Annotated in this window: 12 protein-coding genes; 10 read left to right on the top strand and 2 right to left on the bottom strand. The window is 50.9% G+C overall.

All coding sequences use genetic code 11. The features are described from left to right. Window positions 1-208 precede the first annotated feature (208 nt). From ACW9SV_RS02500 to ACW9SV_RS02460, 9 genes are all read left to right on the top strand, one after another. A complete protein-coding gene (locus tag ACW9SV_RS02500; RefSeq protein ID WP_479555160.1) occupies window positions 209-2,911 on the top strand; it encodes a TonB-dependent receptor in 2,703 nt (900 codons plus the stop codon). 7 nt (window positions 2,912-2,918) lie between these two features. Continuing rightward, a complete protein-coding gene (locus tag ACW9SV_RS02495) occupies window positions 2,919-4,001 on the top strand; it encodes a DUF4249 domain-containing protein (RefSeq protein WP_479555159.1) in 1,083 nt (360 codons plus the stop codon). A gap of 24 nt (window positions 4,002-4,025) precedes the next feature. Further along, entirely contained in the window at window positions 4,026-6,371 is a 2,346-nt protein-coding gene (locus ACW9SV_RS02490) for a hypothetical protein (protein WP_479555158.1), read from the top strand. A 60-nt stretch (window positions 6,372-6,431) separates the two neighbouring features. Beyond that, window positions 6,432-6,962 carry a gamma carbonic anhydrase family protein gene (locus tag ACW9SV_RS02485; protein ID WP_479555157.1) on the top strand — a complete coding sequence of 177 codons (531 nt, stop codon included), beginning with the start codon at window positions 6,432-6,434 and terminating at the stop codon, window positions 6,960-6,962. Between the two features lie 124 nt (window positions 6,963-7,086). Continuing rightward, on the top strand, window positions 7,087-7,887 hold the full coding sequence (locus ACW9SV_RS02480; RefSeq protein WP_479555156.1) for a hypothetical protein: 801 nt from the start codon (window positions 7,087-7,089) through the stop codon (window positions 7,885-7,887). 667 nt (window positions 7,888-8,554) lie between these two features. Continuing rightward, on the top strand, window positions 8,555-9,283 hold the full coding sequence (locus ACW9SV_RS02475; protein ID WP_479555155.1) for a carbon-nitrogen hydrolase family protein: 729 nt from the start codon (window positions 8,555-8,557) through the stop codon (window positions 9,281-9,283). 83 nt (window positions 9,284-9,366) lie between these two features. Then, window positions 9,367-10,164, top strand: coding sequence for an alpha/beta hydrolase (locus tag ACW9SV_RS02470; protein ID WP_479555154.1), 798 nt, complete (start codon window positions 9,367-9,369; stop codon window positions 10,162-10,164). Between the two features lie 238 nt (window positions 10,165-10,402). Further along, window positions 10,403-11,287: a glycosyl hydrolase gene (locus ACW9SV_RS02465; protein WP_479555153.1), complete on the top strand. Its 885-nt coding sequence runs from the start codon at window positions 10,403-10,405 to the stop codon at window positions 11,285-11,287. 103 nt (window positions 11,288-11,390) lie between these two features. Further along, complete coding sequence (locus ACW9SV_RS02460) at window positions 11,391-12,326, top strand: glycosyltransferase family 9 protein (protein ID WP_479555152.1); 936 nt, start codon at window positions 11,391-11,393, stop codon at window positions 12,324-12,326. Between the two features lie 267 nt (window positions 12,327-12,593). Here the strand turns inward: ACW9SV_RS02460 and ACW9SV_RS02455 are convergent, their stop codons facing one another. Together ACW9SV_RS02455 and ACW9SV_RS02450 are read right to left on the bottom strand one after the other, a co-directional pair. Continuing rightward, window positions 12,594-13,979 (bottom strand): Coenzyme F420 hydrogenase/dehydrogenase, beta subunit C-terminal domain, encoded by a 1,386-nt coding sequence (locus tag ACW9SV_RS02455; protein WP_479555151.1) that lies wholly within the window; start codon window positions 13,977-13,979, stop codon window positions 12,594-12,596. Further along, window positions 13,976-15,088, bottom strand: coding sequence for a polysaccharide pyruvyl transferase family protein (locus ACW9SV_RS02450; protein ID WP_479555150.1), 1,113 nt, complete (start codon window positions 15,086-15,088; stop codon window positions 13,976-13,978). The genes ACW9SV_RS02455 and ACW9SV_RS02450 overlap by 4 nt, the downstream gene beginning before the upstream one ends. 317 nt (window positions 15,089-15,405) lie before the next feature. On the opposite strand from ACW9SV_RS02450, the gene ACW9SV_RS02445 reads away from it, so the two are divergent. Next, window positions 15,406-16,008 carry a histidine phosphatase family protein gene (locus tag ACW9SV_RS02445; protein ID WP_479555149.1) on the top strand — a complete coding sequence of 201 codons (603 nt, stop codon included), beginning with the start codon at window positions 15,406-15,408 and terminating at the stop codon, window positions 16,006-16,008. Window positions 16,009-16,130 lie beyond the last annotated feature (122 nt).

The following is a 16,130-nucleotide window of genomic DNA, read 5'->3' as shown; positions in this document are numbered from 1 at the left end:
GTCTAACCTTGCCAGATCCTTTGTGCCCTTTTGGGGCAGAAATTGAAAAGAATGCCTAAAACAAACAGGTCTGGTTTAAAAGATCAGAAGAAAGGGGAGTTGTTGGGCTGGAGTATAGGAACTGGTGAGATTATAATAATATACAAACATTTTATTGCTCAATAAGACGATAACCTATACTTTGGAACACTATATAACAAAGCCTTACATGCGCTTCTCCCCCGTATTTGTTCTGCTACTTCACTGCCTCTGCTTCTTTTCATTTCCTGCCGCCGCTCAGACCAGCCCCGATACGCTGTTCACGGGTACCTATGAACAGGCAACCCTGCAGAGCATCCTAACCGATATAGAGGCCAAAACTCCTGTCAGGTTCTATTACCAGGCCCAGTGGCTCACGGACATCAAGGTGACTGCCACCTTTGAGCGAAAACCCATCAGGGAGGTGCTGCAAAAGGCCTTGGAAGGCACAACATTAGAAGCTGTTTCCTATCACCCGTACGCCATCATTATCAAGCCAGCCGGTTCTATGCAACCCGTATTGGCCACCAAAGACAGCCAAGGAAGGCCCTTGAACAGGGTGGAGATTGGAAGTCCGCAGAATGCCTCCAGGGCACCTAAAGTTTCCTTGCGGGGTACCCTCACCCATGCAAAAAATGGCCAGAAGTTGGCCGGGGCCACGGTGTCAGTAGAGGCCTTGAAGGTCAACGTTATGACTGATGCCAATGGCGCTTATTCGTTGAGTTTGCCGGTGGGTGAGCACTTGGTTTCCTATAAAGTGTTGGGCTTGCTGCCCGAGGAACGGATTGTGGGCCTGTATGCCAATGGAACCTTAGACCTCAATCTACATGAGTCAGCGGTGCAGTTGCGTGAGGTACAGATCAACTCAGACCGGCTCACCGACCAGAACGTGAACAGCGTGGACATGGGCGTGAACAAGCTGGACATGCAGGTGGTGCGCAAAATGCCTACCTTCATGGGAGAGGTGGATGTGGTGAAAACCATCATGCTGCTGCCGGGGGTAAGCTCAGTAGGGGAGGGCTCCGGTGGTTTTAACGTGCGTGGCGGAAGCACCGATCAGAATCTGGTGCTCATGGGCGAGGTGCCGGTGTACAATCCTTCCCACCTGTTCGGTTTTTTCTCGGTCTTTAACCCAGACGCGGTGCAGAACGTGACCTTGTACCGGGGCGGGGTGCCGGCGCAATATGGGGGGCGGCTTTCTTCGGTGTTGGAGGTAAAACAGAAAGAAGGCAATGCCACCAAACTGACAGGTAAAGGTGGCATTGGCCCGGTGACCAGCCGCCTGGTACTGGAAGGTCCACTGGGTTCTGAAAAAACCAGTTTTCTGCTGGCGGGCCGTGCTTCGTATCTGAATTGGTTTTTGAAACAATTGAAAGACGAACAATTGCGGCGCAGCCGGGCCTCTTTCTATGACATCACCGGGCAAATCAACCATACGTTCAGTAACAAAGACAAACTGGCCCTGGGTGCTTACTTCAGCAGCGATGCCTTCGGCTTCACGCAAGACAGTTTGTACGCCTGGAAAAATATAGGAGCCTCCTTGAAGCACACCCACTCTTTCAATGACAAGCTGGTAGGTACCCTAAGTGCAGTGCTGAGCCAATACACGTTCCAGGCCAAAGACGAACTGGCCTCCCGGGCGGCCACGTTTGAAAACGGCATCTGGTCTGCCGAGGTAAAATCTGAGCTCGCGTACGTGTCCGGGAAACATCAGTTCTTGGTAGGGGTGCAGGGAAAAAGATATGAACTCAAGCCGGGTGTTTTAAGCCCCGTTTCCGCAGAATCATCGGTAAACGGAGCTGCCTTGCCGTATCAGCAATCACTGGAAGGTGCGGTGTACATCAGCGATGAATACACCATCAGCCCCAGGTGGACAGCCATGGTAGGATTGCGGTATTCCTCCTTCTGGAACCTGGGTCCCGGCGAGGTCTATACCTACGCCCCTGGTGAACCCATGAGAAGGCGCACCATCCAAGACACGCTGTACTTTGCTTCCGGAGAGACTATTGCCCGCTATAGCGGCTTGGAGCCGAGAGTATCCCTGAAGTTCAGCCTTACCGAGGGGAGCTCCTTGAAAGCCGGTTACCAGCGCATGCGCCAATACCTGCACCTGATCTCCAGCACGGTGGGAATCTCTCCAATTGACTTCTGGCAGAGCAGCAACCGGTACCTCAAACCGCAGTTGGGCGACCAGTGGTCGTTGGGTTATTTCAGAAACTCCGCCGATAACGCATGGGAGTTCTCAGTGGAAGGATATTACAAGAAAAGTCAGAACCAACTTGATTATAAGGAGGGCGCCGAATTGTGGCTGAACCCCACGCTGGAGGCAGATTTACTGGCAGGCAGAGGCAAGTCTTACGGGGCCGAGGTCCTGCTTTCTAAAAAGAGCGGCAACTTCACCGGTTGGACCAGTTACACCTATGCCCGGTCCTTGATTCAGGTGGCTTCAGACAACCCAGAGGAGCAAATCAACCGGGGCGAGTTCTATTCCAGCAACCATGACAAGCCACATACCTTCAATCTGGTGACGGCCTGGCAAATGAACCGCAGGGTGGCGCTCACCTCAAATTTTACGTACAGCACCGGCCGACCTACCACGGCGCCTATAGGCCATTACCTAAACGAAGGCATGGTGGTGCCTATCTACGGAGACAGAAACCAGGCCCGCATCCCAGATTACCATCGCCTGGACCTTTCCCTGACTATTGAGACCAACCACAAGAAAAACAAGAAGTGGGAAGGCCGCTGGAATCTGTCTGTAAACAACGTGTACGGCCGCCGAAACGCCTTCTCGGTGTTTTATAGGCATGAAAGATTCTCCCCACCCAAAGCCTACAAACTGTCGGTGATTGGGGTGCCGCTTCCTTCCCTTACCTATGACTTTAAGTTTTAAGCCCCCTATGTACAAGACAAACCTATCCTCCTGGAGCTGGTGCTTTCTCGTTTTCGTCTTTCTGCTGACCGGATGCGTGGAATCTGTGGAACTGAAGATGCCCACCAACGAGAAACGCATGACCATCAACGGATTGATCACTACTGATCCGGGCCCATATTACGTGAGAATCAACATGAGCGCTCCTTACGGGGGCGACCTACTGAACATAGACCCCGCAGTAAGGGATGCCGAGGTAATCATCCGGGATGAGAAAGGCAATATGGAGCAGTTAACCCAGTTCCAAAACGGAATTTACCGCACCAATATGTATGGGCAAGGGGCCATCCAAGGCAGGGTAGGGAGCACCTACACGCTGACAGTGAAACTGAGAGACGGGCGGGAGTACCGGTCAAACGCCGAGGTGTTGCCAGCGGTACCCCCCATCCAGAACATCAAAGCCGATTACGAGGCCAGAACCAAACTGGACAAAGACAACCAGGAACTGCCAGACAATCGGTTCAGGGTGTCGGTGGAGATAAACGACCCTGCGCAGGAACGCAATTTTTACCGTTGGGACTGGACCGGGGTCTACGAGGTGTCTACCCAGCCCTGGGAGTACAAAGAGCGGGACCTCAGAACCGGCTTGGTGGTGAGCCGACCTAAAGCCTGCTGCACCATCTGTTGGGTGAAGGATTCCATCAGTGCCGTGCAAGTTTCTGAGGATAGGCTTTTCAACGGAAACACGGTGCGGGATCAGCAGGTAGCCAGTATTCCGGTTACGCCTCAGACCATGAATTTTAGGTACCGGCTAGAGGTGCGTCAGTATTCCTTGACTGAGGCCGCCTATGATTATTGGCGGGTGATTTCCTTGCAGACCTCTAAAACGGGATCAGTGTTAGATCCGCCTCCTGCCAATGCCAAAGGCAACCTGTACAATGTAAACGACCCCGAGGAGCAGGTGATCGGTTATTTTGGCGCCTCGGCCATTTCCAGAAAGATCTTCAATTTAAGGAGAGAGGATGTGCCTGCTTCGCTGGTGCCTTTTGATTTTGATGATGATTGCCGGGTAATTCAAAACAGCACCAACCTGCGGCCAGCCTTTTGGTAAGGCCTTATCTTAAGCTATATCTACATGAAGCGTGTTTTAGTAAGCGTAACCAAGGCGGCCTTTTTTCTGATGGTGCTTCCGCTGGTGGCCTTCCGGCCCGAAGTAAAGCAAAACTGGGAGCAATGGGTAAGCAAGTGGCAGAACTGGCAGCAGGGCATTCCTGTAGAAAGGGTGTTGGTGCAGTTTTCCCAGCCTTTTTATGCCAGCGGCGATACCATCAGGTTTGCGGCTTTTGTCGTGGAAGGAAACACCCTTAAACCTGCTCTGGAAAGCAAGGTGCTGCAGGTGGAGTTTAGGGGCCCTAAACCAGAACTAAGCACCAAACTGCAGTTTATGGTAAAAGACGGCGTAGCCACAGGCGCTATCCCTTTGTCGGATTCCCTTCCCCGGGGGCACTACGAGCTGGTAGCGTTTACCCCATCTATGCAGAAAACAGGCTATAAAAGCACCGGCACGGCTCTGCGCATTTTAGGCCCGGTTTCGCCGGAAATGACAGAAGACAAAACCCTGAAGGAAACCCGAAGCCTGTTGCAGGCCTACCCCGAAGGCGGCAAGTTGGTGGCGGGAGTAACCGGTTTACTGGCGGTTCAGGTTGCCTCCCCCAAGGGCGGGGCCAATGGCAAGATAGTAGATGCCTCGGGCAAGGTAGTTTCTAGTTTCAAAACTGATCCTGCAGGAAAGGCGCTTTTCCCTTTCACTCCGCAGGCAGGGGGAAATTACCAGGTCACAGTGGCTGACTCGGCGGGGCAAAGTTCCCGGCTGGCGCTTCCGCCGGTACTCGCCTCGGGGATCGGGATGCAGGTAGATGCCTGTTCAGATTCCCTGATCCACGTGAAAGTGCAGGCAAGCCCAACCGGTGACCAAGGTGCTTCTGCGGAGGAAGAGATACTGGTTGGCTTGATCTCTTCTGATAATACCCTGCAAACGGCAAAAGTAAATCTGCGAGCCTCCACAAGTCAGGAGGTAAGGTTTTCCAAAAGAAATCTGCCTCCCGGCAAAGCGCAGGTGGTACTGGTAAAAGCCAACGGACAGGTAGAGGCTCAACGGTGGATTTACGTCTCTGCCCTTGATCCTTTGCGCCTGCACGTGAAAACAGACCGGCAACGGTACGGCCGCCGCGAGAAAGTGACGCTTACCCTCACAACCACCGATGCAGCAGGTTCTCCGGTAGAGGCAAACTTAGCTTTGGCCGTTAGGCAAAGTGCGCAGAGGACTATCCAGAACGTATCAGACTTATCGTCCCAAGCCCAGGCGTTAGCTTTGGACTGGGAAATGCGCACGCAACCGGTTCAATTAGACGCTTGGAAGCAACCTGAAGCGGCCGCAGGCACACCGGCAGATACCACTGCTGCTTTGGTGAAGCGCGGCGTGGTCCTGGATGCCACCAGTAAACCCCTCGCCGCCGCGACTTTGTTGTTTTTTGGCGATGAGGAAGCCGGCCCCGTTTTGGTTAACGCCCAGTCAGATGGCAGTTTTATCTTGAACAACCCTGAGTTAACGTCAAATAGCAGACTGGTGTACGATGTGCTATCTCTAGGGAAACGCGCTGAGGGAGCCCGCATCCAATGGCAGGAGGCTTCTTTGGGGCAGGTATCCAGGTTCAAGACTCCCTTGGTGCTCACCCAGCAGGAGAAAGCGTACCTCCGGCAGGCTGCCGTCTTAAAACAACTCCGCGGGTTTTTCCCTGGGCTTCGGCCATCGGATGCCCTAGCATCGGCTTTGCCCAAACCTCTCGATCCCACTTCCATCGGTGCCCCAGACAGGTCCTTTGATCTTGCCAAATACGTAGCGTTCAAGAACGTGGAAGAGGTCATCAAGGAGGTGTTGCCCATCACCAACCTAGTGACCACCAAGACCGGGAGGGAGCCCAGGATCTATTCCCTTGACTTTAATGCCAGTTTTAAGGAGCATCCTCTGTACCTGATCAACGGCTATCCTACTCTGAACAACCACTGGGTCTTGAACCTGCCGGCCTCAGAGGTGCAGAAAATAGGCTTGTATTACTCCGATGCCCGCCTGAAAAGAATTGGTCTGCCGGCCCGTAATGGCGTGATTTCTATTACCACCGTGAACCCCAACCTGCACCCCGATGCCTTCAAAGATGAACGTACATTCACCTGGAACGGCTTCGCCAGAGCCTTGCCTTTCAAAGCCCCAACCTATGAACTTACCGGGCAGGAACGTGTGCCTGATTTTCGGTCTCTGGTGTTTTGGGCTCCCACGTTGAAGACCGATGCCAAAGGGCAAACCACCGTTACATTCTATACCTCAGATGATGTAGGCAGTTTCACTATTGAAACAGTGGGCGTAGGTACCCAGGGGTTAATGGGTCGGCAGGAACACACTTTTCAAGTGGCAGCGGCATTGTAGAGAATTTTGCTTATTCTTGAAGGAACACAGACAACTCTTACTTCAAGTTACGCAAACTTTATGGCTTATATTTTACCGGTAAAAGGAGTGCATCCGGTCCTTGGAAAAGAATGCTTTGTAGCCCCTAATGCTACCATTGCCGGCGATGTGGTACTGGGCGACCAATGCACCGTTTGGTTTAATGCCGTAGTTCGCGGCGATGTTAACCTGATCCGCATCGGGAATAAAACCAACATTCAGGACGGGGCCGTCATTCACTGCACATATCTAAAAACCGCCACCATCATTGGTAATAACGTGAGCATAGGGCACAACGCGCTTGTGCACGGCTGCACCATAGAAGACAATGTGCTCATTGGCATGGGGGCTATTGTCATGGACAACGCCGTGGTGCAGGAGCACTGTATTGTGGCAGCCGGGGCAGTAGTGCTGGAGAAAACCATTTGCGAGAGCGGTTTCATCTACGCCGGGGTTCCCGCTAAAAAAGTAAAAGCCCTAACTCCAGAGCAGATCTCGGGCATGGCCCAAACCGCCGATAACTATGTGTTGTACGCCAGCTGGTTTCAAGAAGGAGCCAGTGATAATTCCTAATTTGGGCTTGGTTTTCGAATAATAGGCTGTAACCAAATACGGAATTGAAAGATCCAGATATTGAGCTAATAACCGGAGTTGTTCCTTTTGCACTAGCCGTTATGTGTAATTGTAATTGATGATAATGACAAAATATTTACCAGAGAAACCGCAGAAGTTTATTACTGACTTAAATGACTTTGATAGAAGTGAAAAGTCATTGCATATGTCTGTCACTGCCAAAAACCTGGATAGACTTAAAGAATTATCAATAGAAAATTTGTGGCTAATTGGGGCAAACGACAAAGAACTCAGAAAGATACTTCCATTAGTAAGTTTGAAATATTTAAATCTTTATCAGGTATTAGCAAAAGACTTGACAATTCTAGAATCGCAAGAAAAGCCTGAAACGATTATCTTAAATTGGAATACAAAAGCAACATCACTTTGGGACATCAGTAAGAATATCAATCTGAGGACATTTGAAATTACTGACTTTTCCAAATTAGAAGAAATAGAACAGCTTTCATTAGCTACTCAAATTGCCAGTTTAACACTTAGTGGCGGACATGGTAAACCATTAAAGGTAAAAACGCTTAGACCATTATCGAATCTTATCAACCTCAAGTATTTATGTCTGACAAATCTTAAAGTAGCTGATGACACATTACAACCTTTAGGGCACTTGGTAAATTTGGAGACTCTCGACATTTCAAATCAATTTGAAACAAAAGAATATGCTTGGTTAGCGACAAGACTGAAGAATACAAAAAGCAAAATGTTTCAAGCAACAAATGAATGCAATATTGTTGGAGCTGACAACAAAACTGTTTGGGATACTATGATTACAGGACGGAAGAAATCCTTCTTACTTTCAACCAAAGACCAAGCTAAAATCGAGAAACACATAAAATATTTTGAGAAATTAAAAATTGAACTAGCATAAAACAACTACACATAACAAGAGCTAAACGCCAGCCTCGGCAGACGGCCTCTGCCGCCGTTTAGCCTAGCCGTTGGGCTTAATATACAATAGATGACACCTGCTAATGGGATTGATAACCTTTGCTATTCTGTAACACCTGTTTAAACGATGTTCTTAGCAAACATCAAAATATGAAAGAAAAGCTAAAAAGCTTCGGGTTCTATCTTGTCCTTTGTCTCATCCAAATTTTTGCCCACGGACTTTTCTTGAAGTTCCTGCCAGACCTAAGGGTATTGAAAATTCTAGCTGAGCTATTGGTTCTTGCACTCATTCTAATGAGTTTATTTCTACGCGCTCCTCAGCATGATCTGATAAGGTACACCTTCAAAAATGGAGGCCTGTTATTCGTAAGTGTAGCATTGTCAAATTACTTTACCTACTTGATGATAAATCATGCTAAATACTTTGAGAATTGGGGTATTGCAACCATAATGCAGCTGATAATCTGCTTAATGGTCACTTACTTGGTTTCTTATCTTGGACAAAGTTTTTGGGGGAGTAGAGCATTTTCTAAGAAGCTGCACCTAAAATGAATGCCACGGTTAAAGGTGTTACCGTTTTGCTTTAAGGTTGACTCTTCAAACGGGTTACCCGTAATATTTCAAGGCACACTAAACCAGCAAAACCAATGAAGATTTGTGTGGCTCAGGCAAGACCTTTCACTGGTAATATTTCCCGTAACGTAGAAGAACACCAGAAGCTCATCAACCTGGCGGCAGACGGTGGGGCAAGCCTCATTGTTTTCCCCGAGCTTTCCTTAACCGGCTACGAGCCCACCCTGGCAAAAGACCTTGCGACAGACCCCGGGGATAGTAGATTTGCCGTGTTGCAGGAAATCAGCGATAGTCGGCAAATCACCATCGGGGTTGGGGTACCTACCAAAAGCCAGGCGGGCACCTGCATTAGTATGGTACTGTTTCGGCCTGGCCAGGAGCGGCAAATCTACTCTAAGAAGTACCTTCACGCAGACGAGGAACCCTTCTTTGTTTCGGGGCAAAACACAACTGCTTCCCTTGGTGATAGTAACCACATAGCTCTGGCCATTTGCTATGAGATATCTGTGCCGGCCCACGCGGAGCAGGCAGCTGCCAGCGGGGCAAAAATCTACCTGGCCAGCGTTGCCAAGTTTGCGAAAGGGATAGAACAGGCTTGCCAACGGTTAGCTTATATTGCCAGGCATCATTCCATGACTGTTCTCATGGCAAATGCCGTGGGGCCGGCAGATGGGCAGGAATGTGCCGGTAGAACCTCCGTTTGTCCCAACAAAGGCGACTTGTTGGGACAATTGAACGAAGCAGAAGAAAGTATTCTCATCCTAGACACAGAAACGCAGGAACTTACCCAAAGAGTCCGGTAGAGATTTGGTTACGTTTTAAACTTCCTGCCGTACTCTAGGTCATCACCCTCAAGGAAGGAAAGCTTTACCGAAAACCAACTGCCATGAAAGGGATCCTCATTTCTGTCATCAAGTTTGCCCTTTTGTTGTATGCTGGTATCTGCGTGCTGCTGTATTTCTTGCAGGAGAAACTCATCTTCTTTCCGGAGAGACTAGATAAGGATTTCAGGTTCAGGTTTTACCAGCCTTTTGAAGAAATCGGCATTAAAACGGAAGACAACGTGCGGTTGCACGCCCTGCTTTTTAAGGCCGAAAACCCTAAAGGCGTGATTTTTTACCTGCACGGCAACGCGGGCTCGCTCAACTCCTGGGGAGAGGTAGCGTCCATCTACACCGCCCTGGATTATGATGTTTTCATGCTCGATTACCGAGGCTACGGGAAAAGCGAAGGCAAAATCAGAAGCCAGAAACAGTTCTACCAGGATATCCAGACGGCCTATCATCACCTGAAAACCCGGTACGCCGAAAATAGGATTGTGGTGCTGGGATATTCCATAGGCACCGGGCCCGCTACAAAGATTGCCGCCGAAAACAAGCCTCGCCTTTTAATTCTGCAAGCCCCTTACTACAGTTTAACAGACCTCATGGGGCATTACTTTCCGTTCATCCCAACGGTGGTGCTGAAGTACAAGTTTGAGACAAACAAGTTCATCCAGAAATGCACCATGCCAGTGGTGCTGTTTCACGGGGAAGTGGATGAAATCATCTACTATGGCTCTTCGCTCAAACTGCGGGAACTGTTCAAGCCAGCAGACCTCCTCATCACGCTAGACGGACAGGGGCACAACGGAATGAGCAGCAATCCGGCGTACCTGGCCGAGTTGCGAAGGGTCTTGCAATAGTAAATGGGGCAGGTTCCCGATTATTTTAGGCGGAAAGAATATTGTAATTTTTTAATGTTTTGTAACGGTGCCCGGCAGGGTGCGTAGTAGGCAATGACTCAACCCAGGAATGTTGATGCTGGTGCCTGCACCGGCAGTACACCGTTGAGTGGGCAAGGCGTTTATAGCCGCTTTTCCCAAAAGACCGCGCCAAACATGTGCCGTTCATCCGGCCAACACAGATGCTAAGAAATAAACTATGATAGAAGCAGTTAAATTCTGGAACGAACCAAACAACAAATCGCACTGGGCCTACGAGATTGATCCCGAATGGAAGATTTTCTCCGAGATGGTGAAGCTAGGCGCCCAGGCCGTGAAAGCCGAGAAACCAGAAATCACCCGCGTTTTAGGCGGTATTTCCCCCATTGACCCCCATTTCATCCAAACCTTAGAGCGCCACGGCACACTTGAAAACCTGGATGCAGTAGCCGTACACGGTTTCCCGCTGGACTGGAACCTTTGGAGCATCCACGAGTGGCCAAACAAAATCGCCGAGATTGAAGCTGTTACCAACCTGCCCGTGTGGGTGACCGAGGTGGGTATTTCGTCCTTCGGGGCCGAGGAAGTGCAGGAGTTCGGGCTTCAGAAAACCGCCGAGTTGCTCATGGGCCGCGTGGACCGCATTTTCTGGTACAGCCTCTATGATTTGCCGCAAGCCTGGGAAGCCACCACGCGTCACCGCGAGGCCGAAGGTTCATCGTACTACCGCCACTTCCACATGGGTTTGCTGCGCGAAGACGGTACTCCTAAACTCTCGCACAAGTACTTCTCAGATTACACCCCCGAAATGGGTATCTGCCAGTGGTTCCACTTTGAAGACCACCGCCTGGATGCCGCCGTGCAGCACCTTAGAGACTTAGGGGTGAAGAAACTACGTACCGGCTTAAGTTGGGCCGATTGGCTCCGTCCGGATGCGGAGAGATGGTTTGACCACGTCATGAAAAAACTGGATGAGTTTGACGTGACCGCCACCTTCTGCTTTACTCCAGAGTCCAAAGGTATTCAGCCGCATCACACCAGCCCGCCCCAAAATGTAGAAGAGTTCGCCGATTTCTGCGCCCTCATGATGCGTAGATACGCCTAGTCCATATAGTGCATTTCTCTAAAGCATCCCTGTTTAGCGCCCGTTTTCCTTAAAACAAGGCCTAAACAGAGATGCTTCTTTCTAACATTCCACCTAATACTTTATGAGTCAGGATACGCAGGAAGAAACCCAAGATGTTTGGATGCTGAACATGCGCCGTGGCACGTTTGAAGGCGCCTGGAAGCACAGCGATGCCGTTTTAAAGGAACGGGCCGGAAAACCGTGCTGGCATTGGCCGAGGCACTTTCAATACGTGTGGGACGGTTCCTCGCTGCAAGGCAAACGGGTGTTGGTGCGCTGCTACCACGGCTTGGGAGATACCATCCAGTTTATCCGGTTCGCACCTTTGATCAAAGCCATTGCCAAGGAAGTGATTGTATGGGCGCAAGCTCCTTTGATTCCGCTGCTGGAAACTATTCCCACCATAGACCGGCTGCTACCACTGCATGACGGTACCCCAGAGGTGGAGTATGATGTGGACGTGGAGGTCATGGAGTTACCCCACATCTTTAGAACCACGGTAGACACTATCCCGTCTCAGATTCCTTACCTGCAGGTAGAACCAAAGCCACTTGCCGGTGATAAAGATAAATTAAACGTAGGCTTAGTCTGGAAACCCGGAGACTGGAATCCGCACCGGTCTATTCCGTTTCACTTCCTGGCTCCTTTAGCCGAGGTACAGGGTATCAACCTCTTCATTCTGCAGGAGAATGCTACAGACGCCGGTTGGCAGGAAGGCTTCGGGATTCACCCCGGCGAGTTCAGCTTGTATGACTATGCCCGCGTCATCAAAGGTTTGGACCTGTTGATTTCTGTCGATTCAATGCCCGTGCACCTGGCCGGTGCCCTCAACGTACCCGTCTGGACCCTACTTCACTACCACGCCGACTGGCGCTGGATGGATGATAGAGAAGACAGCCCCTGGTACCCCACTGCACGTCTCTTCAGGCAGGAAGTAGCCGATGATTGGGCTGGCGTAATCACCCGAGTAGTGGGTGAGTTGGAGAAGCTCAAAGAAGAGGCACAAGTAGCAAAGTAACTTTTGTAGGATTTTTGGTAATACAATGCTTCTTTAAATACCAACACCTACTCCTGTCATCCTGAAAAGACCTTGTGAGCGAACTAGAATGTCTCTATAAAAGCGCCACTACTTTTCGCCCACAGATCTTTCCAAGATGACAAAAGGGGAGAAGAAAAGCATCTAGTAAAACATAGGATGCTCGCCTTGATAGGAGAGCATCCTATGTTTTAAAATCATTTTCAAAAAAGACCAACAAAAAAGCGGAGAGGCACCTCTCCGCTTTTTTTATCCTTTCAGTTGTTTATACCTATTCTTTATCTCCTTGAAATTGCCTTGATGGTAGGCAAACCCATGGTAAGAGGCGAGCGCTATGCGGGCCCAGTTGATGTACAGTTTAGGCACATTCAACTGGTGCGCGAGTTTAGCCATCTTGTGGCTACCCGCCGAGATATGATAGCGCATCCGGTAGATGAGTTTGCGTTGGCGGGTAGGGGTTTTGTCATCTGGTGCAACGCGTTTGCAAGGAGTGACGCCGCTGCGGCTCCAGGTCAGGCGATAAGCCAGCCCTTCGCGACGTTGCCGGAAACCGGCGGCCTGTGTCTGCTCTATAAACTTGGCGTCTACAGTCTCTAATTGCAGCCTGCCTTCCTGAATGGCATTGGCCACCAGTTGGTCCACCAAAGGCGAACGGACCACTACCACGTTGGTGCCGCGCCCATCAGAGGAATACGGCTCTACCCAAGCATCGCCGAAGGAGATATCCGATGTCTCGGCCACTACGTCATCGCAGTAGTTGCAGGCGGAATTCATGTAGAAACCGGCGCCCCAATCCCCATCAGCGAGGTGCCACCAGTCACGGTTCACAATTTGGCCGTCTTTCAAGGTAAGTTTGGCGGTGTACCAGTTGGCGGGGCGGTTAGGGTCTTTTTGGCGGTAATCTACCTTGTCTACCTGGTCTACCGGCACGTTCAGCTGCCAGGCAAAACTTTCCACAAAGCGGGCGCTCTTCATGTGCCCGCAGAAAAGCCCGAGAGTGTATTGAATGCGTTCCCGGATGATAGGGTCTTCTTCGCGCAGCAGTTGTACCGCCTTGATAAAGCACGGAATCCCCACTACGGCATAGCGGCCCGGCACTTCTTTCACCAATGAGAGCACTTCTGACAGCTCAATAGGGTAGTACCGTGACTTGGCACCCTCTCTGATCTCAGCCTCGGTACGCGCGATGCGGTACTTGAAAAATCGGCCGTCTGCTTGCGGGTCTTTTGTGGCAATAACGTGGGCCACACCGTCAATCAAGCCCTGGCGCATCAGTTCGGTGGCTACCCAGGTCACCATGCCGCCGGAGCTGCCCTGCATCCGGAAATCCTCTTCGGCCACGTGACCTACGTAAGCGGTTTGGAACCTTCCCAACGCGGCATCCACCACCGGGGCGGTAGGATAGAGGTTCGCGGCTAAATAGTCTTCGTTTTTAGCTTTGGGTGAGAAGGGGCAGGTTCTGGAAAAGCTTTCCGATTTGGTTTTGAACCACTGCGGGTCTCCCTGCGGCTTCAGCTGTCCGTACCCGTCAAAGTCCATGCGGGTGTCTGGTCGGTTGGCCTGGGCCACGCAGCTGCCGCAGCCAATGCACAACCCAGACCTTACAATATCTCGGGGGCTTACCAATTCTTTCATACAGCTTGCACTTGAGAGAACACCAAGGCTCGGTCTAGGTACGCGTTAGAGGTCTGGCGCAGTTGGTCAATCTTCTGCAGGATACTAGGGTTCAAGGGCTCACTTAACAGCGTTCTGTAAACGGTGGAAGGCGTGCCTTCCGGAAGCAGATGTTTCTCACCGCCAATTTTGGTCATCAGGCCCTGCAGTTTGTGCCTGCGGTACGGTGAGGACTCACACACAAACGGCTTGGCGTTGCGCAAGGCGAACACGCAGCCGTGGAAGAAGTTCGTGGCCACCGCCTCGGCTTTGGCCATGAAATGCGCAAAGTCATGCGGATCGGTGGTGATCCATTGTTCGTCGGCCCAGTCGTTGCGGTACCCGAAGCTGATGAGCGGCAGGTTTTGGCTATCAGCGTACTGCCGGATTTCGCGGGCGAAGGACTCGGTGAAGTTATGGCCGTACACGGCTACGTACCGTCTATTCAGGATTTCATGGTCTCTTTCATCAGGCGTGATAGGGAACTGCAGGCAAGGGTCCAGCACCATTTCGGGCTCAAAGCCGAGGGCGTTCTGGATGATGGTCTGCGAGTTGGCATCACGCACCGAGATAGCGTCAAAGTTGTTCCGGAGTTTCTCGGCCCAGTCTTGCTCAAGACCCCAGGAGGCATCATAATTCCCGAAGCTGGCCGCGTACGAAATGAGGTGCTGCGCTTTCACACCATCGCCGTAAAAGATGGGGCAACGGCCGTACCACGGGTGCGACATGTTCCATACTTCATCGCTGCCCACTACTACCACATCGTATTCTTCCATCTCCTCGGGGGTGTCCAGCTGAAAACGGGGCGAAAGCGGCAAGGTGTCAAACACGTCAAAAAACTTCCGGATTTTGGTGCGGTACAGCGGACGGTCTGAGGCCGGAACAGGCGTTGGCAATACCGGTTGAAACGCGCATTTCCATTCCACCAGGTTCACCCGGCGTGAGTCGTGATCCAGGATCACGACCTCATGGCCACGCGACTGGAGCCCTTCGGCCAGGCAACGCGCCTGCCAGTAGCTTCCATAATTGATACAGCGGTGAAAGGTTAGAACTCCAATCTTTAAAACAGGTTTGTTTGTCGTATTCTCCAATGCTTTTCTGAGTTTGGGTTGTGCTTCTGCTAAAGATGTAGCCAGAAGAGGGGATAAAGCTGAGGGCAGGTATCCTGCTGATTCATGCGAACGGCTGATATTTGGTTTAGGTTATACATAGATCCTCTAAAATCATCCTTCGCTGTTATTTTCTAGCAAGATAACCGGTAAGGCCCAAACACAGGCTGCTTACGTGGCAGAAACCAGAACAGCAGAACGGTTTTGCCCCTGAGCCGTTTAAAGACACGGCTTTCTCTATTTTAATGCTACTTTGCTAAAAACAGGCAGAAAACACCTGTGTCTACAATTTCAGATTAATGACCAAACTTCTACTGATCCGCCACGCTACCACCAACTCCGTGGGCAAGCGTCTTTCTGGCCGTACGCCGGGTGTCTATCTAAACGAGGAAGGCGAAGCCCAAGCCCGGCAACTGGTCCAAAGGCTTTCTCATCTGCCTATCTCGGCTATCTACAGCAGCCCGCTGGAGCGAACCACGCAAACCGCCGGCTACATCGCCCAGGCGCAAGGGCTCCAGACCATCACCGACGAGGCTTTCCTGGAGTTACACTTCGGCGACTGGACGAACCTAGCCTTTGAAGAACTTAGCGGCAACACAGAATTCCAGCGCTTTAACGTCTTCAGAAGCGTTACCCGCATTCCCGGCGGCGAGATGATGCTGGAGGCGCAGGCCCGTTTTATGGCCGGTTTACAGAAACTGTGCGCGAAACATCCGCACGAAACCGTGGCCGTGGTGAGCCATTCAGATTTGATTAAAGCTGCTGTGGCTTACTACGCCGGCATTCCGCTGGACATGTTTCAGCGCCTGGAGATCAGCCCGGCCAGCGTGAGCATAATTGAAGTTTACGAAGAAACTGCTCGGATTCTTCTAATAAATGATACCGGCGAATTACAACCTTAAGCGCAAAAAAGGAGTAATGCGGTTTACCTGAGGTGAGTAGAAGCTTTTTAAAAGGTTGTAAACCCCGGATTTTACAACCGTTTTCTGAAAAGAAGCCCTACACCAAAGGTGTTCTAATGGCT

The sequence above is a fragment of the Rufibacter sp. JT20002 genome (genome assembly GCF_056491185.1).
The sequence above is the reverse complement of the archived record's forward strand: the minus strand, read 5'-3'. Positions and strand labels throughout refer to the sequence as shown.